At 44.6% G+C, this 23,946-nt stretch carries 17 protein-coding genes and 1 riboswitch; of the genes, 7 read left to right on the forward strand and 10 right to left on the reverse strand.

Annotated features, from left to right (window positions below; genetic code table 11):
• The first annotated feature begins 19 nt into the window (after window positions 1-19).
• Window positions 20-817, forward strand: a complete 798-nt coding sequence (locus QQ041_RS04965) for an alpha/beta hydrolase (protein ID WP_146492186.1) — start codon at window positions 20-22, stop codon at window positions 815-817.
• Window positions 818-948: 131 nt separating this feature from the next.
• Here QQ041_RS04965 and QQ041_RS04970 read toward each other — a convergent pair whose 3' ends face one another.
• From QQ041_RS04970 to torD, 5 genes are all read right to left on the reverse strand, one after another.
• Window positions 949-1,266, reverse strand: coding sequence for a DUF2007 domain-containing protein (locus QQ041_RS04970; RefSeq protein ID WP_061018452.1), 318 nt, complete (start codon window positions 1,264-1,266; stop codon window positions 949-951).
• Between the two features lie 46 nt (window positions 1,267-1,312).
• Entirely contained in the window at window positions 1,313-1,993 is a 681-nt protein-coding gene (locus tag QQ041_RS04975) for a TVP38/TMEM64 family protein (RefSeq protein WP_285953235.1), read from the reverse strand.
• A gap of 133 nt (window positions 1,994-2,126) precedes the next feature.
• On the reverse strand, window positions 2,127-2,717 hold the full coding sequence (locus tag QQ041_RS04980; protein WP_285953236.1) for a TfoX/Sxy family DNA transformation protein: 591 nt from the start codon (window positions 2,715-2,717) through the stop codon (window positions 2,127-2,129).
• Between the two features lie 127 nt (window positions 2,718-2,844).
• Window positions 2,845-2,930, reverse strand: a riboswitch (cyclic di-GMP riboswitch).
• Window positions 2,931-3,100: 170 nt separating this feature from the next.
• On the reverse strand, window positions 3,101-4,105 hold the full coding sequence (gene purR, locus QQ041_RS04985) for an HTH-type transcriptional repressor PurR (protein WP_060982357.1): 1,005 nt from the start codon (window positions 4,103-4,105) through the stop codon (window positions 3,101-3,103).
• A 316-nt stretch (window positions 4,106-4,421) separates the two neighbouring features.
• The gene (torD, locus tag QQ041_RS04990; RefSeq protein WP_285953237.1) at window positions 4,422-5,069 is read right to left on the reverse strand and encodes a molecular chaperone TorD; all 648 of its coding nucleotides are present in this window, start codon (window positions 5,067-5,069) and stop codon (window positions 4,422-4,424) included.
• Window positions 5,070-5,325: 256 nt separating this feature from the next.
• Here torD and torR point away from each other — a divergent pair, with 256 nt between their 5' ends.
• On the forward strand, window positions 5,326-6,039 hold the full coding sequence (gene torR, locus QQ041_RS04995; protein ID WP_146492183.1) for a two-component system response regulator TorR: 714 nt from the start codon (window positions 5,326-5,328) through the stop codon (window positions 6,037-6,039).
• Window positions 6,040-6,133: 94 nt separating this feature from the next.
• Here torR and elyC read toward each other — a convergent pair whose 3' ends face one another.
• Entirely contained in the window at window positions 6,134-6,988 is an 855-nt protein-coding gene (gene elyC, locus QQ041_RS05000; RefSeq protein WP_146492182.1) for an envelope biogenesis factor ElyC, read from the reverse strand.
• Window positions 6,989-7,103: 115 nt separating this feature from the next.
• Here elyC and cmoM point away from each other — a divergent pair, with 115 nt between their 5' ends.
• The 5 genes from cmoM to fdhF all read left to right on the forward strand — a co-directional run bounded on the left by cmoM (window position 7,104) and on the right by fdhF (window position 19,139).
• Complete coding sequence (gene cmoM, locus QQ041_RS05005; RefSeq protein WP_146492181.1) at window positions 7,104-7,889, forward strand: tRNA uridine 5-oxyacetic acid(34) methyltransferase CmoM; 786 nt, start codon at window positions 7,104-7,106, stop codon at window positions 7,887-7,889.
• 125 nt (window positions 7,890-8,014) lie between these two features.
• Entirely contained in the window at window positions 8,015-9,352 is a 1,338-nt protein-coding gene (gene mukF / locus QQ041_RS05010) for a chromosome partition protein MukF (protein ID WP_017055049.1), read from the forward strand.
• Window positions 9,333-10,133, forward strand: a complete 801-nt coding sequence (gene mukE / locus QQ041_RS05015; protein ID WP_061018447.1) for a chromosome partition protein MukE — start codon at window positions 9,333-9,335, stop codon at window positions 10,131-10,133. Before mukF ends, mukE begins: the two co-directional genes overlap by 20 nt.
• On the forward strand, window positions 10,130-14,590 hold the full coding sequence (gene mukB, locus QQ041_RS05020) for a chromosome partition protein MukB (protein WP_285953238.1): 4,461 nt from the start codon (window positions 10,130-10,132) through the stop codon (window positions 14,588-14,590). Before mukE ends, mukB begins: the two co-directional genes overlap by 4 nt.
• 319 nt (window positions 14,591-14,909) lie before the next feature.
• On the forward strand, window positions 14,910-19,139 hold the full coding sequence (gene fdhF / locus QQ041_RS05025) for a formate dehydrogenase subunit alpha (protein WP_285953239.1): 4,230 nt from the start codon (window positions 14,910-14,912) through the stop codon (window positions 19,137-19,139).
• Between the two features lie 131 nt (window positions 19,140-19,270).
• Here fdhF and QQ041_RS05030 read toward each other — a convergent pair whose 3' ends face one another.
• The 4 genes from QQ041_RS05030 to cmoB all read right to left on the reverse strand — a co-directional run bounded on the left by QQ041_RS05030 (window position 19,271) and on the right by cmoB (window position 23,805).
• Window positions 19,271-20,251: an alpha-L-glutamate ligase-like protein gene (locus QQ041_RS05030; RefSeq protein ID WP_060982365.1), complete on the reverse strand. Its 981-nt coding sequence runs from the start codon at window positions 20,249-20,251 to the stop codon at window positions 19,271-19,273.
• Between the two features lie 3 nt (window positions 20,252-20,254).
• Window positions 20,255-21,760, reverse strand: a complete 1,506-nt coding sequence (locus QQ041_RS05035) for an inactive transglutaminase family protein (protein ID WP_248368991.1) — start codon at window positions 21,758-21,760, stop codon at window positions 20,255-20,257.
• A gap of 17 nt (window positions 21,761-21,777) precedes the next feature.
• A complete protein-coding gene (locus QQ041_RS05040) occupies window positions 21,778-22,518 on the reverse strand; it encodes an ATP-dependent zinc protease (protein ID WP_146492177.1) in 741 nt (246 codons plus the stop codon).
• A 315-nt stretch (window positions 22,519-22,833) separates the two neighbouring features.
• Entirely contained in the window at window positions 22,834-23,805 is a 972-nt protein-coding gene (cmoB, locus tag QQ041_RS05045) for a tRNA 5-methoxyuridine(34)/uridine 5-oxyacetic acid(34) synthase CmoB (RefSeq protein WP_285953240.1), read from the reverse strand.
• Window positions 23,806-23,946: the final 141 nt, after the last annotated feature.

A 23,946-nucleotide genomic window follows, 5' to 3' on the forward strand; every position in this document is an offset into this window, starting at 1 on the left:
AATAATTAAAGCGATAGGTATGTCTGAGAGTTTACTATTTCATAAAACATTTACTCACCCTACGAGTGATGAGTGGGTTGTATTTGTGCATGGCGCAGGAGGCAGTTCCTCCATTTGGTTCAAGCAGATCAAAGCGTATAAGCAGCACTTCAATTTGCTTCTCATCGACCTCAGAGGGCATGGTAAATCAGACAACATACTTAAAGAACTGATTTCGAATCGTTATACGTTCAAATCGGTGACGCTTGATATTCTTAAAGTGTTAGACCATCTCAAAATCCGCTCTGCGCACTTCGTGGGTATGTCTTTGGGCACGATTATCGTTCGCAACGTGGCTGAATTGGCTGCGAGCAGAGTGCGCTCTATGGTGCTTGGTGGTGCGGTTACTAAACTTAACACTCGCTCTCAAGTCTTAATCAAATTAGGAAACCTGAGTAAGCACATTATTCCTTATATGTGGTTATACAGCTTATTTGCTTATGTTGTGATGCCGCAAAAAAGTCAGAAAGAGTCACGTCACTTGTTTATCCGCGAAGCTAAAAAGCTGTGCCAAAAAGAGTTTAAACGTTGGTTTATCCTCACAGCTGACGTAAATCCATTGATGAAGTACTTCAAAGACAGAGAGTTGCCGATTCCAACTTTGTATTTGATGGGTGAACGCGATTATATGTTCATCAAGCCTGTTAAAGAAATGGTGGAAGCGCATGAGTCGAGTGAGTTGGTAGAAATCGCTAACTGTGGGCATGTATGTAATGTCGAAAACCCTGAAGAATTCAATCAACAATCTATCGCTTTTATTCAAAAGCAAATTCAGTGATTATCTAGGTTCTTTATCAGAACAGATGTTTGAATAGAATTAAAATAAAAACGGGAAGCTAATTTTAGCTTCCCGTTTTTATTTGGAGGTTGTCTTTTACAGAATCATTTTCTGTAATAATGGAAACTCTGCTATTCAGGTGAAGCAGCGCCGCACTGCCAGCATGAACCAAATTGAGCTTCGTTAACTTCATGACATTTACTACAACGCCACTCTTCATAGATAATAGAATCTTGCTGTTTTTGGTAGTCATTAACAATCGTGCGGGCTTTACTGGCCAATTCTGGCTCATATAACCATACGTAAGGGTCAGTTTCTTCTGTGAATGGGATTTCACCTTTCAAACCAAACAAACCCTCCCCACGGACTTCACACGCAATATTCTCACTTTCTAGTAATCCACAGATGATGTGGGCTTCTGTCGGATTCGATGCACTGAAGATCTTCATTGAAATAGAACCTTATCTGGCTATATGCGTTATTTAGCTATATACGTTATTCAGCCACTGGTGTTGAGCGAAACTTCCCCATCAACCACTTAGCAATAATTGGGAATATACCCAGTAATGCAAATGACAATAGTACTGAAGGCGACACGATGCCCGAAAGTGAATCAATTTCTGCGAGTTGAGTACCTGCATTCAAGAAAACAGCAGTACCCGGCAACATCCCGATTTGACTCGTAATGTAGTAACGACTCACCGACATAGGAGTTAGACCCATCAACAGGTTGATAAGGAAGAATGGGAATACAGGAATTAGACGCAGAGAAAACAAGTAAAATGCGCCGTCTTTTTCAACGCCCTTGTTAATTGTCGCTAACTTGTCACCAAACTTGGTTTGAATCCAGTCACGTAACAGATAGCGGCTACTTAGAAAAGCGAGGGTAGCACCAATTGCACTTGCGAAAGATACCAGCAGTAAACTATTCCAGAAGCCAAATAGAGCAGCTCCAAGCAGGGTAACAACAGCGGCGCCAGGAATTGAGAAAGCAGTGATCATTACATACGCAACAAAATAGATAGCGGCGGCGGCAATAAAGTTGCTGTCAATGTAGTCATTTAAAACGGCTTGTTGGGCCTTGGCATTTTCAAGCGTGAGGTATTGGCCAAAATTGACGCCTAACAAGACGATGATTACTACCAATATAATACCCAATATCATTTTCTTACTCATTGATACTTCCTCTAAATTTTCAATGCATACCGATAGTATAGATAGACAGGCAAAGCTTAGATTAACTTTCAGTAGATATAAAAAAAGCCGCAAAAATGCGGCTTAGTTATGTAGATAGTTTGCACTGACAATGCTAATTGACGCGATTGATAAGCTCTTCACGACGCTGCTGCGGTATAACTGACCAATGTGTACCATTGATCGCACCTTCTAGCGCCCAAAGTAGTTCAATACTGACAGAAGACGCATGCGATTCCTTGATGGCGTTAAATGCGTTTACAGAGCCTGATTCATATAAACGTTCTACGGAATCGATCCCTGCTTTTTTCAACATGCGTTCAGTAGCGAGTCGAAGGTTAGGCAGATCTTTGAGTCGAGTAGGCTTAGCAGAAGACTGCTCGGCTTTTTCTTTTTTAGCAAAACCTAGAGACGTGGTTGCAAGCTGCAAGATTTTTTCTTGGTCTTGCCACAGGCCTTCAGGTAAAGCGAAATATTTAGTAACGACAGGGAAACCACGTTTTTTGTAGACGTACGGTTGAAACCCTTGTTGTTCGAATTGTTTTGTTGTGCATTTTTCTGCTCGTATGTGCAGCTGGTCATTTACAACCAGAGCAAACATAGTGTCATCAGCAAAAAGACCGAAGCCACCAAACATTGAGCGTGATTTTATTTTTCCTAGGGGCTCAAATAACTTCATTGAGTCCTTTAGTATCGGTTTATCCATGTTATTTATCTCGGTGTATTTGAACTACGCCACCAAATAAGCAGGTCCGAGAGATTAGCAAAATGTTGCAATTAAATTGTCAATAAGCCGTAAATTACTAAATTATTAGTACTTACTGCATTTTGCCATCGGTAACCCCGCTACCATACCAACGAGTGGTTTAGGCCGGAAGCTTTGCGTCTCACTTTTTCAAGTGGTTTGCCCTGTGCGTGACTGATTGAATAGAATAAAGTTTTTGTTGAATGAGGCTCACACTTGATATTTCAAAGTGTGATGTTGCTTCAATTAATGATCTTTCCATTGTGCATATGAGTTCATTATAGCTGTTGATAAAAAAAGCGCACCTAAAGGTGCGCTTGATGCAATTAAACTCGAGTTGTCAATTAATTTAACGTTTTAACTGTACTTCGCTCAACAATTTCAGGGTGCATTTCGAAGACGCGTTTTTCATGATCTTTATCTTTTATGCGCTCTAACAGAATTTCGAATGCATTCTTACCAACACGACGCTTAGGTTGGTGAACCGTAGTTAACGGTGGAGAGAAGTATTCAGCCAGTTCGATGTTGTCGTAACCAATCACGGAAATATCTTCAGGAATGCGAATTCCTTTCTCTTGCAGGCGGCTCATTAGGCCTAGTGCCATTGTGTCATTAAAACAGAATACTGCGGTTGGACGATCTTCCATCTCTACGATTTGCTCTGCAGCAAGAACAGCCGTATCACACTCGAAGTTACCTTCAATGATCATATCATCATCGGCAGTAATCTTTGCTTCATTGAGTGCACGCTTGTAACCAGCGATACGCTCAACACATGCTGCTTTGTCTAAGTGGCCACTTAAACAAGCAATCTTAGAGTGACCGCGTTCAATGAGGTATTTGGTTGCTAGATAGCCACCTTCTTCAGAGTTATCGATGATCTTATCAGCTTGAGAACTCTCTGGACCCCAGTCCATTATTACTTTAGGGATGTCAGCGTGACGGTCTAACATCTCTCTCAGTTCTTCAGTTAGGTCAGAACACATCACTAAGATGCCATCTACACGTTTCTCAGCAAGCATTCGAATGTAATCACGTTGCTTCTCATAGATACCGCCCGTATTACACAGGATCAAAGTGTAACCTTGACGGTAACAGTAGCTCTCAACACCATCGATAACTTCAGAGAAGAATAGGTTAGTTGATTGAGTAACTAGCATGCCGATAGTGCGTGTTGTATTGCACTTCAAACTACGAGCAACTGCACTTGGCGCATAGTTAAGTTCATCTACTGCTTTGTTAACTTTTTCTTGAGTCGCTTCAGCAACAAAGCGAGTTTTGTTGATTACGTGAGAAACGGTTGTTGTTGATACGCCGGCTAAGCGAGCGACATCTTTGATAGTGGCCATGGTTTTATCCTATTAGAAGCTACTTTCCCAAAGTACGGAATGAAGTAGCCGTTAAGCTACCTAACTAAGAGCTTAAATTTGTAGGGCTCTTTGGGTACTAAAGTGCTAAAAAACAAAAAACCGCTATTGAGCGGCTTGTCTTAACACCGAAATGCTCTGAACTTTAATAAGCATAGCATTTCGTGAATGTTTCATATTTTATCGTTTGCGGTCACAATTTTAGACTGACTAGAAATTACTCGCAATAAAATTCACCCAGAAATCCGGGTGAATTGTCACATTCTGCTGAATTTGTTTACCAAATCATCCAATAAACTTATTCACCAGCGAGGTATTGAGTGTCTAATGTGCAGAATGCCAGTAGCAGAGCTGAGACTGAAGCGTAGAAACCGAATTCGTCAACGTCATGACATTTTACGTTGAACCTTGGTACCCAAGTAAGCAGTTGTTGTTTGATAAATTGCTGTTGAACGGCGAACGATTTTTCGAGTTCTTCTTCAAGATCCGTTTCATTAGAACGGATGATCAAGTTACCAAGAAAATCGAGTTCGATAGCGATGTGGTCTGCTGGCTCTTTTAAGTCTTGGTTCACGACTAAGTTGTGCTTGACCATGATCTCTTCCATATCTCTTGCAGGCTTATCATTTAAAAGGCCAGTTTCGCCGATATACATGGAAGCGTAAGGAAGAGCGCCGTGTTTGTCTGTCTTTAAGAAAAGATCGCAAAAGTCTGCAGACAGTTCTAGTTGGGCATCTTCACGTGTTTGGAGACGGTTCAGTGCATCGACTAAGCGATCAATCGCAGGCTTTAGTGTTTCATTTTCGCCTAAACCAGTTAGGAAAGAACGAATCTCAACAGAGTGGTAGTGATCGAGTTCTTCTTGGGTGAGCTCTTTGGCGAATAAGCTTGATAGCCACCAGTATATTTCGGCTCTTTGCTCGTTGAATGCTTTCGTTTCTTTCATTTGATTAATCCTAATATCGTCTTTCGTAATACCTAGGGTACGAAGGCTGAATAACAAGGTTATTTGCGAAACGCAAAGTTACTCGTTAGTAGTAATGCCTATATTGAATTGCGATGGAAGATAAATAGCAAGGTTTAAGATTGTCTTGTATCAAAAAAAATCCATGTTTCTGGCTTTTATCTCGTGTACTACTAGAATTGTTACGAGTTATGAATAGAATAGTCACTGAAACTATTAAATAAGAAAAGTGGTGTAGATGAGCTATCACGTATTAGTCGTAGAAGATGATGTGGTAACCCGCAGTAAACTGGTTGGATACTTCCAGAACGAAGGTTACACAGTTAGCGAAGCCGAAAGCGGCGCTCAAATGAGAGGCGTGTTAGAAGAAAACAACGTTGACCTCATTATGCTGGACATCAACTTACCAGGCGAAGATGGATTGATGCTAACTCGCGAATTACGCAGTCAATCAGACATTGGAATTATTTTAGTTACTGGACGCACGGATAGCATCGACAAAATTGTAGGCCTTGAAATGGGCGCTGACGATTATGTTACTAAACCCTTCGAACTTCGCGAGTTATTGGTTCGAGTTAAAAACCTACTTTGGCGTATTTCTGCCGCTCGTAAAACGGCAGCAGGTGCGGCTGAAGAACCAGAAGATGAATCAGTGGTTCGTTTTGGTGAGTGGACATTTGATATCCCTCGTCGTGCGTTAAGCAAAAACGGTGAACCGGTTAAACTGACGAAAGCTGAATACGAATTATTGGTTGCACTGTCTTCTTACCCAAATCAGGTGTTAAGCCGTGAGCGTATTCTCAATATGATTAGCCACCGTGTGGATGCGCCTAATGACCGTACCATCGACGTACTAATCCGTCGTATGCGTGCAAAAATGGAGTTCGATCCTAAGAACCCACAAATTTTTGTGACGGTTCACGGTGAAGGTTACATGTTTGCTGGTGACTAATTCCCGTTGAGTGTATTAGGATATTTGAATGTTAAAAAGCCGAGGCATCTTTGATGTCTCGGCTTTTTTTTACTGAATATTTTATGCAATCTGCTTATTGAGACTGTGCTGCAGAAACGTCACTGCCACCTTCAACAAGGTTGGATGCTTCGGGAACAACAATAGGCTCTTCGACCGGGTCATTACTTGTATCAAGCCAATCACGCAGGCTTTGCCAAACCAACCCCATGGTTTCGTGCCAGTAACGCTCAGTCTGCTCAAGGTAGAGAGCTTTTGGCATATACTTATTCCAAGGCTCAACAATCCCTTCTTGTGCAAGGTAGTTAGTTGGTGCTGGTAGAGGTTTCATGCCGGCAGCATTGAATTCATTCAGTGCGCGAGTCATATGGCTAGCTGAAGTCACTAGCACCATTCTTTTATTCTTAACAAACGCAGCAGCTTGGCGGGCTTCTTCCCAGGTGTCTTTTGCTGTTTCAAGCAGAATGATATCAGGTTTTGCTACGCCTAGTGCTAATGCAACTTTAGCCATCATTCTTGCGTTACTTACTTCAGTGCCTGCGCCATAGCCAGACAAAATAAGTTTTGCACCAGGGTAAAGGCGTAGAATACGAATCCCTTCACTTAAGCGCATCAGGCCGGTGCGACTAAGTTCTGATGTCGGTGGAATTTGGTCATCTACGACGTGACCACTTCCGAGAACCATCACGTAATCGACGGTTTCATCGACAGGTAAAAAAGCGGTGTGTTGCCTTTCCATTGGCATTAAAAGTTGACTAGAAACTGGCTGGAAAGCGATTAGGAAAATACCACATAGGGCTGAAAGGGTGATTAGGCAACCAGTCTTCCTTTTGGTAGTAAACATCACTAGGGCTAAACCCAGAAAAGCGAGAATTAACATTGCTGGCAGTGGCATCAATAGCGAAGACACTACTTTTTTCAGCTCAAACATATCCGAATAGTCCGAAAAAACATCACTTAGTAGTAAAAAGAGACATCGCCTCTTTATTCCTGAAATTCCTGTGACAGAATAGCAGGCACGATAGGACATAATAACTCAAGTAGCCGTGACTGAAGACCGTAATTTCGACGATATTGCCCACAAATTTGCAAAAAATATTTACGGTTCTGACAAAGGAGAGATCCGTCAGATCATCGTATGGGAAGATTTAGAACAAGCTTTGAGCAAATTTGAACAATCAGCTTCGCCACTGCATGTGCTTGATGCTGGAGGCGGACTTGCACAGATGTCGCAAAAAATTGCGTCGCTTGGGCATAACGTTTCTCTGTGTGACCTCTCTTCTGAAATGCTGAAGCTCGCAGAAGAAAGTATCAGCGAAGCGGGTTTGTTAGAGCAATATCGATTTATTCATTCACCGGTACAAAAAGTCGCAGAACATCTCGATGGAAAAGTCGATTTTGTGATGTTTCATGCCGTAATGGAATGGTTAGCCGATCCTAAAGAGGCGCTTGATTTATTGCTTGAACAAGTTAAACCGGGTGGCGTTGCCTCGATAATGTTTTACAACCACCACGGATTAGTCCTGAAAAATGTGATTTGTGGCAATATTCCTCATGTATTGAATGGGATGCCACATCGAAAACGGTTTAAGCTGCAACCACAAAAAGGCTTGAAGCCGGAAGAGGTTTACCAATGGATAGAAGACGCTGGTCTAGAAATCTGTGGTAAATCAGGCATTCGCTCTTTCAGTGACTACATAGGTAATATGGAGTACATGGGCGATTACCAATTTGAAGATGTATTGGAACTGGAAAAACAGCTATGTCGCCAAGAGCCATATCTGTCACTAGGCCGTTATATTCACGTTTGGGCTCAAAAACCTGCGCAATAATAGCGCTGAATGTGGTAAAAGAAGCCACAACATGCGCTATGCCATCGTAAGAAGCCCGCGTCATAAAGAAATAGGCGTCATATCTAATACATTCGATATGACGAAGAACAGTAACAGGAACCACAATGAGTGAAATGACTCAAACTGCCGAAGAGCAGCCAATTGATGAGTTGGTGGGCTGGGTCAAGCAGCATGATTTTTCATTAAACTTGCCACCAGAGCGCTTAGCATTTTTGATTGCTATCGCAGTACTAAGCAATGAAAGGTTCGATGAAGAGTTGGGCGAGGGGGAACTGCACGATGCATTTACCATCGTCACTCGACTGTTTGAAGATACTGGCGAAGCGTCCGCGTTTCGTGCCAACAATGCCATCAACGAGTTAGTTAAACAAAAGTTGATTAGCCGCTTTACTAGCGAAATCACCGATGGTGCGAGTATTTATCGCTTATCACCATTGGCGATTGGTATTTCAGATTATTACTTACGCCACCGTCAGTTCTCTAAGTTGAAACTGTCTATCCAGCTTTCAATGGTTGCGGACGAGATGGCAAAAGCCATTGAAGCAGCACAAAAAGGCGGAACTCCAGGACATTGGAGAAAGAATGTTTACGGCGTGCTCAAGTATTCTGTTGGTGAAATTTTCGATCAAATTGATCTTAACCAACGTGTTATGGATGAGCAGCAGCAAACAGTTAAGCAGCAAATTGCTGACCTTTTAAACAAAGATTGGCGAGAGGCGATTAACAACTGTGAAACCTTGCTTTCAGAAACCTCGTCCACGCTAAAAGAGTTGCAAGACACCTTGCAAGCGGCGGGTGATGAACTGCAAACACAGATCCTCGATATTCAAGAAATTGTTTACGGTGACGATGAACTCGAGTTCGTTGGCGAAACCCTGTTCGGCTTGCAGATGAAGCTAGACCGAATCACCAGTTGGGGCCAACAAGCCATCGATTTATGGATCGGCTACGATCGCCATGTTCACAAGTTTATTCGTACCGCGATTGATATGGATAAAAACCGAGCCTTTAGCCAGCGCTTGCGTCAGTCAGTCACTGACTACTTTGATGCACCTTGGTTATTGACTTACGCTGACGCTGAGAAGCTGACGGATCTTCGTGATGAAGCGCTTGTGCTTCGTGATGACGAAGTGATGGGACAAGCACCAATCGACGTAGAGTACGAAGAATTTGAGCAAGTGAATGACCTGCTTTCCGATCGAATTGCAGAGATGTTAAAAGCTCACAAACAGCAAGGCGCGCCAATTGATCTTGGCCTTGTGTTACGCGATTACCTCGCTGCACACCCTCGCACACACCATTTTGATTTAGCCAGAATTGTTGTCGACCAAGCCGTACGCTTAGGTTACTCAGAGTCTGACTATCAGGCTATTCAGCCAGATTGGCAGGCAATCAACGATTTCGGTGCAAAGGTACAAGCAAATGTCATTAACAAGTACTGATGATTACATGCCAGAGAAACTGGTAAAAGCGATAGCGAACCCACTGTTCCCTGCGCTAGACAGCATGCTGCGTTCAGGTAAGCATGTTTCAACAGAAGACCTAGATAACCACGCGTTACTGTCTGATTTTGAAGTTGAGCTTCAGCATTTCTATCAACGCTACAATACGGAACTGGTAAAAGCACCGGAAGGTTTCTTCTACCTGCGTCCGCGTTCTACGTCTCTAATTGGTCGTAGTGTGTTGTCTGAGCTAGACATGTTGGTTGGCAAGGTGTTGTGTTTCTTATACCTAAGCCCAGAACGTCTGGCTCATGAAGGTATCTTCACCAACCAAGAACTGTTTGATGAATTGATGTCGTTAGCGGATGAGAAAAAACTCATGAAGCTTGCAACCAACCGTGCGTCTGGTTCTGACCTAGATAAAGAAAAGCTCTTCGAAAAAGTACGTACTTCTTTACGTCGTTTGCGCCGTATCGGCATGTTGATTGCGATTGGTGAAACCGGCAAGTTCCGTATCAGCGAAGCGGTATTCCGCTTTGGCGCTGACGTTCGTGTTGGTGACGATATGAAAGAAGCGCAATTACGTCTTATCCGTGATGGTGAAGCTGTGGTTCATACCCAAGAGCCTAACCAAGGTAGCTTGTTGAATGAAGAACAGGCGGAAGCCGTATCAGAAGTAGACGTGGACGAAAACGGTCAACAAGACATTTTTAACGATCAAGCTGACTTTGACCTTGAGTCAAACGATGGCGAACAAACAAAAGTAGAAGGTGAAGCATGATTGAAAGAGGTAAGTATCAATCATTAACCATGGTCAACTGGAACGGCTTCTTTGCGCGTACTTTTGATATTGATGGATTGGTTACAACGCTTTCTGGCGGTAACGGTGCAGGTAAGTCGACCACTATGGCGGCATTCATCACAGCGCTGATTCCTGACCAAAGCCTTCTGCACTTCCGTAACACAACGGAAGCGGGTAGCTCACAGTCATCTCGTGATAAAGGCCTTTACGGTAAGCTTCAACCTGGCGCATGTTATGCTGCACTAGATGTTGTGAACTCTCGTAATCAACGCCTATTGTTTGCAGTAAAACTGCAGCAAGTTGCCGGTCGTGACAAGAAAGTAGACATCAAACCGTTCGTAATCCAAGGCCTTCCAAGCCATGTGAAACCAACGGATGTGTTGATTCAGAATGTTTCAGACAGCCACGCTCGCGTATGTCAGTTGAATGATGTGAAAGCGGCGGTAGCGCAATACGAAGGCGCTCATTTTAAAGCCTTCTCTTCGATTGTTGATTACCACTCGCAAATGTTTGAATACGGTGTGGTACCTAAGAAACTGCGTAACAGCAGCGACCGCTCTAAGTTCTACCGTTTGATCGAAGCATCGCTTTACGGCGGTATTTCTAGTGCGATTACGCGTTCTCTGCGCGATTATCTTCTACCGCAAAACGGTGGTGTGAAGAAAGCATTCCAAGACATGGAATCAGCACTGCGTGAGAACCGCATGACGCTAGAAGCGATCAAGACAACTCAGTCGGATCGTGACTTGTTCAAACACTTGATCACTGAATCTACGAACTACGTGGCAGCAGACTACATGCGCCATGCCAACGATCGTCGTAACAAGTTAGATCAAACCATGAAGTTCCGTGGGGAACTGTTTGGTTCTCGCGAAACCTTGCTTGATCAAAACAACCTGCTGAATCGTGTTCAAGAAGAACTCGAACTGCTGGTGGATCAAGAATCAGCGCTAGAGCAAGATTACCAAGCGGCTTCGGATCACCTTCAGTTGGTTCAAACTGCACTTCGCCAGCAAGAGAAAATTGCACGTTACAGCGAAGATCTAGAAGAGCTTAATGAGCGTCTAGAAGAGCAGATGATGGTGGTTGAAGAAGCTCAAGAGCGAGTACTTCTTGCTGAAGAACAGGCAACCATTACTGAAGAAGAAGTGGATAGCCTGAAAACTCAGCTTGCTGATTACCAACAAGCGTTGGACGTTCAGCAGACTCGTGCACTTCAATACCAGCAAGCCGTTCAAGCTTTAGAGAAAACCAAGCAGTTGCTAGGTGATGAATCTATTACGGCAGAAAGCGCGTTAACCTTGGTTTCTGAGCTAAAAGCACAAGAAGAATCAAGCACGCAGACGCTACTGTCTACTAAGCACAAGCTAGACATGTCTTCTGCAGCTTCTGCACAGTTCGACAAAGCACTGTCTTTGGTTAAGAGCATCGTCGGTGACGTGGAGCGTAAAGACGCGTCTCATAGTGCGAAGCAAGCTCTAGAAAAAGGTCGTAACGCAAAACACGTTGTTGAGAACGAACAGCAGTGGCGCGCTCAGCACCGCGACATGGCTCGTGATGTGGCTCAGCAGCGTCAAGCAAAAGAGCTGGCGACTGAATACCAAAAACAGCACAACATCTCACTGACTGATGAAGCGGTTTTCGATGAAGAACGTGAACGTCACGCTATGCAGATCGAGTCCCTTGAGTACGCTCAAGAAGAGCTGCGTGAAGCGAAGAGCGAGCAACGTCGTATACAACAAAACCACGACCAAGAGATTCAAAAACTTGAGTCAATTGCTCCTGCGTGGATCACGGCAAACGATGCACTTGAAGCTTTAAGAGATCAAACAGACGCTGAGCTAGAAGATAGCCAAGCGGTAATGACTCAAATGCAGCAAGTGCTTGAAGATGAGAAATCTCAAGCGGTTGCTAAAGATCAATTGGCAACTCGCCGAGCTGAACTTGAGCAAGAGATCGAGCGTCTAGCATCTCCGGGTGGCTCTAACGATCCTCGTCTGAAAGGCCTAGCGGACACCCTTGGTGGTGTGCTGCTTTCTGAGATCTACGATGACATCACGATTGGCGATGCGCCATACTTCAGTGCGATGTATGGCCCGGCTCGTCATGCGATTGTGGTTTCAGATCTTGATGGCATCAAAGAGAAACTGATTGATCTTGATGATTGTCCTGAAGACCTTTACATCCTTGAAGGTGATGTAGACGCATTTGATGATAGCTCATTCAATGCCGACGAGTTAGAAGGCGCGGTGTGTGTTCAGCTGAACGATCGCCAAATGCGTTACTCTCGTTTCCCTGAGATCCCACTGTTTGGCCGTGCGGCTCGTGAACAGCGCCTAGAGAAATTGCGCGAAGAGCGTGATGTTGTGGTTGAGAACCACGCGAAAGCAGCGTTTGACTCTCAAAAACTGAATCGCTTATACCAAGCATTCAACAGCTTTGTTGCGAAGCACCTACACGTTGCGTTTAACGCAGACCCAGAACAAGCACTTACTGCAATTCGTGATAAGCGCAATCAAATTGTTCGTTCTCTGGCTGAGCTTAACTCTAAAGAGCAGCAGCAACGTAGCCAGCTTCTACAAAGCAAGCAGGCACTTGGTGCATTAGATAAATTAGCGCCAATGGTTCGTATTCTTGAAGACGAAACATTGGCTGAGCGCTTAGCTGAATTAGAAGCACAACTAGAGCGTTTAAGTGAAGCTAAGTCTTACTTGAATAGTCATGGCAAAGCGCTTACTTCTCTAGAGCAAATCGTATCTGCACTAGATGCTGATCCAGAGCAGTTCGAAGCCTTGGAAGCCGAATATCGTCAAGCCGATTACGCACTACAAACCCTAAAAGGCAAAGTGTTCGCGCTGTCTGATTTGATTGAGCGTCGTCACTACTTTGCTTACGCGGACTCTGTTGATTTGCTAAACAAGAGCAGTGAACTGAGTGAGCAATTAAAAGCGAAATTGGTTCAAGCAGAACAAGCAAGAACCAAAGGCCGTGATGGCTTGAAGCAAGCTCGTGAACAGATGAACCAATATAACCAAGTATTGGCGGCACTGAAGAGCTCACATCAAGCGAAGCAAGAGACGGTTCAAGAGTTCAAACAAGAGCTACAAGAGTTTGGCGTAAACGCTGATGAAGGCGCTGAAGAGCGTGCTGTACGTCGTCGTGACGAGCTTCAAGAGCGTTTACACACATCTCGCAGCCGCAAGAGCGAATACGAGCGTACGATTACGTCAACAGAACTTGAGATGAAAGCCTTGGCTAAGCGTCTTAAGAAAGTACAGAAAGAGTACACAGAACTTCGTACCTTCGTGGTTGCAGCAAAAGCAGGTTGGTGCTCAGTACTTCGTTTAGCTCGTGAAAATGATGTTGAACGTCGTCTACACAAGCGTGAACTGGCTTACCTAACGGCGGGAGAACTTCGCTCAATGTCGGATAAATCATTGGGTGCGCTACGTCTGGCTGTAGCTGACAATGACGACTTACGTGATTCGCTGCGTCTATCGGAAGACAACGCACATCCAGAGCGTAAAGTTCTGTTCTACATTGCGGTTTACCAACATCTTCGCGAGCGTATTCGCCAAGACATCATTCATACGGATGATCCGGTTGAAGCAATCGAAGAGATGGAAGTTGAGCTCGCTCGACTAACAGAAGAATTGACACAGCGTGAAAACCGCTTGGCGATTAGCTCTGAGTCGGTAGCAAGCATTATCAAGAAAACGATTCAGCGCGAGCAGAACCGTATTCGAATGCTGAACCAAGGCTTGTCTAATATTTACTTTGGTCAGGTTAAGGGCGTTCGTCTGAACGTTAAGATCCGTGAAAGCCACGAAATCTTGCTGTCAGGCTTAGCGACTCAGCAAGAGCAGCACAAAGACTTGTTTGAATCAACGCGCTTCACCTTCTCAGAAGCAATGGCGAAATTGTTCCAACGTGTGAACCCACATATCGATATGGGTCAACGTTCTCCGCAAGTTCTGGGTGAAGAGCTACTGGATTATCGTAATTACCTAGAACTCAGTGTTGAAGTTAACCGTGGTTCAGACGGTTGGTTACAAGCGGAATCTGGCGCATTGTCTACGGGTGAAGCGATCGGTACCGGTCAGTCTATCCTACTGATGGTTGTTCAGAGCTGGGAAGAAGAGTCACGTCGACTTCGTAGTAAAGACATCATTCCATGTCGTTTGTTGTTCCTTGATGAAGCGGCACGTCTGGATGCGAAATCTATTTCAACGCTATTTGAACTGTGTGACCGTTTAGGAATGCAACTTCTGATCGCGGCGCCAGAGAACATAAGTCCAGAGAAAGGCACAACTTACAAACTGGTTCGTAAGGTATTTAAAGACCACGAACATGTACACGTTGTTGGTTTGCGCGGTTTTGCTCAAAACAAGCCAGCATCTCCAGTACAAGAGCTTATCGAAGAAACTGAGCAATAAGCTCGATAGCGATTCAACGATACTGATTCATAGCCCCTAATCATTAGGGGCTTTTTAGTACCTAAATCTAGCGTTCTGCAATTGTTCTAACCCCCTTTGGCCTGATCCGCTTCATATGCCTCGTAACTTACCCCCTTTGAACTACTGATATGACCACTCATACATTAGGGCTAATCTCAATAGAACTTGTTTGAAGTCACACGCACAAAACCACAATTAATGTATGGTAATGGTATGGCAGTAGTGTCTACACACGACTGAACGACTAATTAATATTCTTGAGCGTGGCTATTACGCAAACTGGAAGGCAGGACTCAATATGATTCAAATCGTTATTGATGGGAAATTTCGAATCGTCGAACAAGGACAAACCGTACTTGAAGCGGCAAAAACATGTGGTTTAGAGATCCCATCTCTATGTGGTTTGAACAAAACAACAGATAAGATTCCATGCGATTTATGTGTCGTCGAGGTTGATGGCTTAGGTATGAAGCGCTCGTGCGATCTTGAAGTGTCTAATGGGTTGAATATTACGACTCAGTCAAAGCCGTTGACTAACCATCGACAAGAAGCGTTGAACCGCATAATGACAGACCATTACGCAGATTGTGAGGCACCATGCCAAACTGCGTGTCCTGCAGGGGTCGATATTCAATCTTATCTGCATCATATTGCTCAAAATGATCACATCAAAGCGATTGAGGTGATCAAAAAGACATTACCAATGCCGCTTTCGATTGGTCGTGTATGTCCTGCATTTTGTGAAACTGAATGCCGTCGAAACTTGGTTGATGAATCCATCGCGATACGCCAACTCAAGCGACACGCAGCCGATGCAGATTTAGCGGCGCAAGAAAGCTATATACCAGTTCAGAAACCAAATAAAGGTAAGAGTATAGCGATTGTTGGTAGTGGCCCCGGTGGTCTTACTGCAGGTTATTATCTATCCAACGAAGGCTATGATGTAGTTGTTTATGAGTCGATGCCTAAAGCTGGTGGTTGGCTGCGTTACGGTATCCCAGAGTATCGCTTACCTAAGTCGATTCTAGATAAAGAAATCGAACTGATGTGCCGTAATGGGATGTCGGTAGAGTGCGATAAAAAATTGGGCGTTGATTTTACACTGTCTGATTTGAGCAACGATTTTGATGCGGTTTGTTTAGCGGTTGGTGCATCACAAGCGGTTGAAATGAATTATCCGGGTAGCGAGCTTAGCGGTTGTTACCTAGGCGTCGATTACCTTAAAGATTACGTGACCGATCAGCAGTATGTCACAGGTAAAAAGGTTGCAGTGATCGGTGGCGGTAACACCGCGATTGACTGTGCTCGAACTGCGGTGCGTGATGGTGCGGATACCACGTTGATTTATCGTCGAACTCGAGATGAGATGCCTGCAGAAGATTACGAAATTGAAGAAGCTGAGCATGAAGGTGTGAAGTTCCACTTCTTGACTAACCCGGCCGAAAATATAGCTGATGAAAATGGCCACGTATCAGAAATACGCTTAGAGCGTATGGCTTTAGGGCCGGCTGATGCTTCCGGTCGTCGTAGCCCTAAACCAACGGGTGAGTTCTTTGTCGAAGCCTTCGATACGGTTATCGCTGCGGTGTCGCAAAAGCCTGATCTGAGCTTTATGGACAACGAATCGATTGATATTCCACTGACTCGTTGGAATACCGCTGATGCTGATCCGCAAACCATGCATACCGGTACTGGCAATATCTTTAGTATTGGTGATTTTCGACGCGGCCCTGCGACGGCTGTCGAAGCCGTTGGCGATGGACGTATTGCAGCGCAAGCGATCGATCGTTTCTTTCACGGCGACATGGATAACATTCCGGTCAAACCGTTTAACTCAAGAAAGCACAAGCAGCTCAAAGCGGTGGATCCTGAGCAGTACAAGTCCATTCAGCGAATGGCGCGTAAGATCATGCCAGAGCTAACCCCCGAGCAGCGCGAGCAAAGTTTTGAGGAAGTAGAAACAGGCTTTGATAATGCAGATGCAATCGCGGAAGCAGCAAGATGTTTAGAATGCGGCTGCCAAGCTAATACAAACTGCGACCTAAGAGACTATTCGACCGAATACAAAGCCACTCAAACATATCCAGAATACAAAATCGATGTGGCTTCAAATGAAAGTTGGCAGGCGATTCGCGCAGAAGAAGCGAAGGTCGGTTTAACAAGACAAAAATTTGCCGTTGATGACAGCTCTGAATTCATAATCTTTGATGCTAACCGCTGTATCAGTTGCGGTCAGTGTATCCAAGCATGTCGCGAGCAGAATGTTCATGGCGTTCTTAGCTTCATGAGCCAAGCCGATGGTAAGCCAGCATCAAGGCCTGAATGTCGCCCTAACTTTGGGTCGGACAAAACATTAATGGGCGACTCAAACTGTGTTCAATGTGGCTCTTGCATTCAGGCGTGTCCAACCGGTGCGATGGTGGATGCTCGTGATAGAAAGCAAGGAGACACAGACGTACTCAAGAAAGTCGATACCATCTGCACCTATTGTGGTGTGGGCTGTAAACTAACCATGCATATCGATGAGCACAAAAATAAAATCCGTTATATCGAAGGTGGGGACTCTCCGGTCAATGAAGGCATGTTGTGTGTTAAGGGGCGATTTGGTTTCGATTTCGTTGGCAGCGATGCGCGTTTAACCACACCATTAATTCGTAAAGATGGCTGGTTACAACCTGCAAGTTGGGATGAAGCGATTAAGCTCGTTGCCGAGAAGTTTACAGCGATTAAGCAAGGCTTTGGCAGTAACGCTTTGGCGGGGTTCTCGTCGGCGAAAACCACCAACGAGGATAACTATGCGTTTCAAAAATTCATTCGTCGTGAACTAGGTACCAATAACGTCGATCACTGTGCACGTCTTTGTCATGCCTCAACGGTGACTGGGCTTGAAGCTTCGCTAGGCAGTGGAGCTATGACCAATGATATTCCAAGTATCAAGCACTCTGATGTGATCTTTATTATTGGTTCGGACACCACATCGGCACATCCAATTATCGGCTCACACATCAAACAGGCGGTAAGACATAACGGTGCTCGCTTGATCGTCGCTGATCCTAAGAGAATCGATATTGCCGACCATGCTGAACTTTACCTAGCTCACCGACCGGGTACAGACGTGATGCTGATTAATGGCGTGATGCAGCAGATCATCAAACACGGTTGGTATGACCAAGAGTATATCGAAGATCGTGTGGACGGCTTTGATACCTTGTTACAAGAGGTCATGTCACCAAGCTACTCCTTAGACAAAGTGGAATTGGTGACAGGCGTTAAAGCGGAAGACATCTTCGCTATGGCGCGCTTGATCGGTACTGCAGAGCGTACCGCGGTGTACTACTCGATGGGTATTACGCAGCACACTACTGGTCACGATAATGTTCGCTCTATCGCAAACCTTCAACTCTTGTGCGGCAACATTGGTATTGAAGGCGGTGGTATAAACCCATTACGTGGTCAATCTAATGTACAAGGCGCGTGTGACATGGGCGCATTGCCAAACAACCTTCCGGGCTACCAAAAAGTGTATAACCCAATGGTTCGTCAAAAATTCGCGATGGAGTGGGGCGTTACTGATTTACCAGCTGAAACGGGCTTAACACTGACCGAGATTATTGATGGCGCGTGTCATCGAGATGTGCGTGGTCTGTACGTTATGGGCGAGAACCCAGTGCTGAGTGACCCGAATCAAGCACATGTGATTGAAGGGCTTGAAGCGTTAGATTTCCTAGTGGTTCAAGATATTTTCTTAACTGAAACCGCCCAGTATGCCGATGTGGTTCTGCCGTCTTGCTCGTTCGCTGAGAAGTCTGGTCACTTTACTAATACCGAGCGTCGTGTTCAGCGCATTAACCCGGCGGTATTACCTCCAGGTGAAGCGAAAGAAGATTGGGTGATTATCCAAATGCTAGCCAACGCAATGGGCGGTGGTTGGGACTATAAAACCGTTGCCGATATCACCAATGAGATAGCACGTGTAACGCCACAGTATGGTGGTTTACGTTGGGAGAATATTACGGTGAACGGCGTGCAATGGCCAAGTAATAAGAATAACCCTGATGGCACTCGTATCATGCACCAGACCCAATTTACGCGTGGGCGTGGTCAAATGGAGGCGATTCCGTTTAGATATGCTGCTGAGTTACCGGACGCGGAATACCCGCTAGTATTAACGACAGGCCGCATTTTAGAACAGTTCCATACTGGAACCATGACACGTAAAACAAAAGGGTTGGATAACTTAGCAGGGCCGCGTGCCATGGTGAGTGTTCATGATGCTGAAGCATTGGGTATCTCGAATGGTCAGATGCTCAAAGTATCAACACGTCGTGGTGAAATAGAAATCGCGGCGTTTGTGACTAAGCGAATGCAAAAGGGTGTGGTGTTCATTCCATTCCATTTCGTTGAATCACCGGTTAACCGTTTGACGACTACTGCGACGGATCCACATGCGAAGATCCCTGAGTTTAAGGTGGCGGCGGTTCGTATTGACCCCATTCGTGAGTCTGAAACGGAAACAACAGAAGCTTAGTTCCGAGCGTTAAGCGAATTAGCGACAGACATTAAAAAGCCGCGTAACTCTCAGAGTTATGCGGCTTTTTTTAATGAGCTATATTCAGTATGAATTACTTACTCAGTCGTTTTGCTTTAATTTAGATGGGCCTAGTTTGGAGCAATCTCGTTACCGTGAACACCAAATTGTTTAGCGGCGTATGCAACACGCTCTGCTGGTTTTGGGTATTCAGCAGGTGTGCCTAGGTTTTCGATATGATGCAAGCGAGGTAGTAAACCAGCGCCGTTTGCAATCTGTATTGCTAATCCAGGACGTGCGTTTAGCTCAAGTACCATCGGACCTTCTTCTTGGTCTAAAACCATGTCAGTACCCATGTAGCCAAGACCTGTCATTTCCCAAGCGCTTGATGCAAGCGTTAGTAGCTTTTCCCAATGCGGCACTTGTAGTAGCGCCAGCTCTTTCCCTGTATCTGGGTGATGAGTCACTGGGTGGTCAAACTGAACCGCACGAACGGCTTTGCCAGTAGCTATACAAATACCTACGCCCACAGCACCTTGGTGCAAGTTAGCTTTGCCATCAGAAGCTGAAGTAGATAGACGCATCATCGCCATAACAGGGTAGCCCTTGAATACGATGATTCGTACATCTGGTACGCCCTCGTAACTGAAGCCATCAAAACACTCGTCAAACTTGATGAGGTTTTCTACTACAGCTACATCGTTCTTACCACCAAGTGAAAAAAGACCCGCGAGAGCGTTACTGATGTGACGCTCTACATCTTCTTCATTGATAGTCGAACCCGATGGTTTGGTGTAAACGCCATCCTTGTGAGAGATCACAACAAGGATACCTTTACCACCACTACCTTGAGCCGGCTTGATTACGAAACCCGGCCACTCTTTTACCATCTTGTGGATTGTTTTTACTTCAGCTTGATGACCAATAACGCCAATCAGTTTTGGCACAGTAGCGCCAGCCTGTTCAGCAATGATCTTAGTCTTAAGCTTGTCATCAACGAGTGGATACTTGGAACGATCATTGTAGCGACCAATATAACTATGGTTACGCTTGTTCATTCCCATTATGCCTTTGTCTTTCAACTTAAACGGTGAAGTAAATTGATCAAACATAACTTAGTCCTCCGCTAGCGGTTTAAAGCGACGAAGCTCTGTTAGACGGTAGCCTGTGTAGTTACCTAGTAGCAAAATGGTCGCTAGAATAACAAGCTGTAAACCAATAAAATTAAACGTTAAGTGCTGAATGAACGGGTTAGTCATGCCTAAGTAAACAAGAACCGCAGTGAATAGAGAACCACCACCTTGTAGCATTACTTCTTTCGCGCCTTCTTCTTCCCATAGGATAGACATACGTTCGATAGTCCAAGATAGGATAATCATTGGGAAGAACGTAATAGACAGACCTTCTGTTAGACCCACTTTAAATGCGACTACAGTAAACACAGAGATAATCATGATTACCGTGATGATTACGGCGGATATCCTGGCGACCAGTAGCAAATTAAGTTTGGACAAGTAGCTTCGAATAATAAGACCCGTACCAACAATCAGTAGGAAGCCGACAATGCCCGTTACCAATTGTGTTTGTACAAAGGCTACTGCAATCAGAACCGGCATGAAGGTACCAGACGTTTTTAAACCAATGATGACACGCAGGAATACAACAATCAGAGCACCGATAGGAATCAGCATGATGGTTTTGAACATCGCTTGCTCTTCTAGCGGTAGGCTGTGAATTGAAAGGTTTAACAGTTGATCAGCAGAGACTTTGCTATTGGTTGCTTCAGTAGGAGTAACCTCCTGCGCAATCATAGAGAAGTGAACTTTACTGTTCTGACCGCCAACCACATCCAGTAGAGAAACGTTTGATTCATCCCAAATAAGCAGATTTGGCTGAACTTGTTGTTCACTTGATTCTGGAGAGAATAGAACCCATTGGTCGTTATCCCAGATCTGGTTCATTTGCTGAATAGATTGACGACGACGTCCATCTTCTAGCTCGATAACGCCAACGACTTTATTGTGGATGTTTGCTGCTGAAAGTAGCTTATGTGTCGCTTCAACTTTGCTCATGTTATTCAGAATCAGCGCTGAGTTTTGGCTGTCTGGGTCATTAAGCGTTTTGATAAGTTCGCGAGTGAAAGTTATGTTGTCTGCTGAGCGTTTAGTTGCTCTGTCAATCAATGCCAACGCAGCAGCTTCTTCAGGACCATCAAAGCTTGGTTGTGTGATTTCGCCTTCTGGTGGTATAGCATCAACTTTCGCTTGGTTATCGACTAGGAATTGAGTCTTATAGTAGATAGTTTGAGGGCCATCAGCATGGCGAATAGACCACTCTGCACGGCGACCTGATTCTGTGTTCAAGTAAGAGATGCCGTAACCTGGTGACGAAGCTGATTCACCAATAAGTGTGTAATTAGACTGAGTGTGAGGAGCTGCTAGTGAAACTTTTGCTTCTTTACCAACTGCATTGAACTCGATACGAGCTTCAATGTCCCAAACCTGTCTGGTTTCCCCAGGAGTCCAAGGTACACCGTAGGTGGTATGTCTGAACATACTCAGTGTTATACCTGCAACGATAAGCAGGAATATAGAGATATAAAATGGAATTCTTGACGTCATAGCTTACCCTACTATTGTTATTTAACTTCCGTTTGTACGTACTTTTTACTTACATCCACTAGCGCTATGTCTTTGATAAATTCGCGCCCTAGTAATACAGGGTGACTCATTTGAGAGCGATCTGCCAATGTAAATTGCGCTTTTTCATGGATTTTTCCAACTTTCACCCATAATTCGATCACAGCTCGACGTTCAGTCTGATCATTCGTTGATTGACGGATTTTCACATAACGTAAAACAGGCGCTTCAATCCATTTCTGGTCTTTTTCAGCTTGTGCTTTGTCGTCTAGGTGGAATTTAACCCAGTTCTTACCGTTACGTTCGAACTCTTTGATATCGACAGCATTTAGAGAAGAGGTGGTTGCACCTGTATCCACACGAGCATCGAAGCTTTGCTTGATTGAGTCGATAGACACTTTTTCGATGCCGCCAAGGATGGTTGGTTGTAACGTAGGAGCGACAGGAGCGGCTGCAACGACGACAGGTTCTTCTTCCTCTAGTTCTTCAATAACTTTGTGTTCCATATTGGTTAGATGGACATCTAATTGACTAGAAAGGAGAGTGATTTCGTCTTCTAAGCTTTCAATATAATCACTTTGATTGCTTAGTTGCAGTTCAAGATTTTGAACTTTATTTGCGATGTTTGTCTCTGAGCGGGAAATAGCGTCGAGAGTTTCTTGGTGATAGGCTGCACCGTTTGTCAGAGTACAGCCAGAGAGCAAACCAACCGCCACAATCGGCGATAATCGCTTAAACATAAAAAAACCTTTGAGAATTAGAGAATAGTTCAGACTATTTAGAAGTTTAGCCCACAAAAAAGGATGCGTGAAGCATCCTATTGTAAGAGTCTGGTCATATTGAATCGCAATGTGAGCGCTACGCCAATTATTGCTATTTGAAATAGCTCACTTATTAAACGTAAGTCAATTTTTGTTCAATTCGTGAGCTCAGGAAGCAAATGTTCACCGCGAAATCAACGGTGACTTTTTGACCATGGCAAGCCGTTGTTTTGCTGCCTTATATAGGCTCGTGTTTTATTTACTCAATATGCCACTGCTTTCTGGGCAGAGAATCTATGGCTTTGTTGCTACCAAAATCGCACGTCTTGGCGCTGGGTGACCTTCAACCGTTTTGCTTGGATCGTTCGGATCTAGATAATCTGGCAGAGAGTTGTGTGTCATCCATTCTGTTGTGCGTTGTTCACCAACTGTCGTGACATTTTCATCAACGATACGTACGTCTTCAAAGCCAACTTGTTCAAGCCAGCGTTTCAGTGCACGAGCTGAAGGGAAAAAGTACACGTTTCTCATCTGTGCGTAACGGTCAACAGGGACCAGTACCGCATTTTCATCGCCTTCAATTACTAGGGTTTCAAGCACCAACTCGCCGCCAGATACCAATTGGTCTTTTAGTTGAATCAAGTGATCAAGTGGCGAACGACGGTGGTACAGAACACCCATGCTGAAAACAGTGTCGTAGGCTTCTAGCTTTGGCAGTTGCTCAATACCTAGAGGTAACAGGTGTGCACGTTGGTCATCGCCCATCAACTTACGAATCGCTTCAAACTGAACCAAGAATAGATGAGAAGGATCGATACCAACCGTTAAGCGAGCACCTTCACCCAGCATGCGCCACATGTGGTAACCATTACCACAACCTACATCGAGAACCGAACGGTTTTTCAATGGGGAGATATGTGGAAGCACACGGTCCCATTTCCAGTCACTACGCCACTCAGTATCGATATGAATATCGTGAACGGTGTAAGGGCCTTTTCTCCATGGGTGGAACGTCTTTAATAGGCTTTCTAGCTTTTTAAGATCACCTGTGTGAAATGGTGTTGAGCTGCCAATCGTCACTGAGTTCTTCAGATCAACTTGGTCTGGTACACCTTGTGGGATCTTGTTTAGTGCACGTAACCAACGGTCGAAGTCACCGTGCTCTGCATTTTGCCAATCTGTCAGTTGCTGTGGCAGAACATTGAGCCATGGCTGAAGGCGAGTATCTTGGGCAATAAGTTGATAAAAATTGGCAAAATTAAACATAGGTTTTCACTGAGTTGGTGGTGTAGAAATTAAATTTGTCACTCGATTAAGAGTGTGGACAAACATGCTAGGGAATCTCGTTTATCATGTTTGATAAGAGATCCCCAACTCGCTCGTTCCTCGCTCTTGAGGATGACCTTT

The organism is Vibrio sp. TMPB1044, from assembly GCF_030442075.1.
Taxonomy (GTDB): Bacteria; Pseudomonadota; Gammaproteobacteria; order Enterobacterales; family Vibrionaceae; genus Vibrio; species Vibrio satsumensis.

Bases quoted from the DNA above. Each gene is read 5' to 3' on its own strand.
- QQ041_RS04965 (WP_146492186.1), top strand. From the start codon at position 20: ATGTCTGAGAGTTTACTATTTCATAAAACATTTACTCACCCTACGAGT.
- QQ041_RS04970 (WP_061018452.1), bottom strand. From the start codon at position 1,266: ATGAAGATCTTCAGTGCATCGAATCCGACAGAAGCCCACATCATCTGT.
- QQ041_RS04975 (WP_285953235.1), bottom strand. From the start codon at position 1,993: ATGAGTAAGAAAATGATATTGGGTATTATATTGGTAGTAATCATCGTC.
- QQ041_RS04980 (WP_285953236.1), bottom strand. From the start codon at position 2,717: ATGGATAAACCGATACTAAAGGACTCAATGAAGTTATTTGAGCCCCTA.
- purR (WP_060982357.1), bottom strand. From the start codon at position 4,105: ATGGCCACTATCAAAGATGTCGCTCGCTTAGCCGGCGTATCAACAACA.
- torD (WP_285953237.1), bottom strand. From the start codon at position 5,069: ATGAAAGAAACGAAAGCATTCAACGAGCAAAGAGCCGAAATATACTGG.
- torR (WP_146492183.1), top strand. From the start codon at position 5,326: ATGAGCTATCACGTATTAGTCGTAGAAGATGATGTGGTAACCCGCAGT.
- elyC (WP_146492182.1), bottom strand. From the start codon at position 6,988: ATGTTTGAGCTGAAAAAAGTAGTGTCTTCGCTATTGATGCCACTGCCA.
- mukF (WP_017055049.1), top strand. From the start codon at position 8,015: ATGAGTGAAATGACTCAAACTGCCGAAGAGCAGCCAATTGATGAGTTG.
- mukE (WP_061018447.1), top strand. From the start codon at position 9,333: ATGTCATTAACAAGTACTGATGATTACATGCCAGAGAAACTGGTAAAA.
- mukB (WP_285953238.1), top strand. From the start codon at position 10,130: ATGATTGAAAGAGGTAAGTATCAATCATTAACCATGGTCAACTGGAAC.
- fdhF (WP_285953239.1), top strand. From the start codon at position 14,910: ATGATTCAAATCGTTATTGATGGGAAATTTCGAATCGTCGAACAAGGA.
- QQ041_RS05030 (WP_060982365.1), bottom strand. From the start codon at position 20,251: ATGTTTGATCAATTTACTTCACCGTTTAAGTTGAAAGACAAAGGCATA.
- QQ041_RS05035 (WP_248368991.1), bottom strand. From the start codon at position 21,760: ATGACGTCAAGAATTCCATTTTATATCTCTATATTCCTGCTTATCGTT.
- QQ041_RS05040 (WP_146492177.1), bottom strand. From the start codon at position 22,518: ATGTTTAAGCGATTATCGCCGATTGTGGCGGTTGGTTTGCTCTCTGGC.
- cmoB (WP_285953240.1), bottom strand. From the start codon at position 23,805: ATGTTTAATTTTGCCAATTTTTATCAACTTATTGCCCAAGATACTCGC.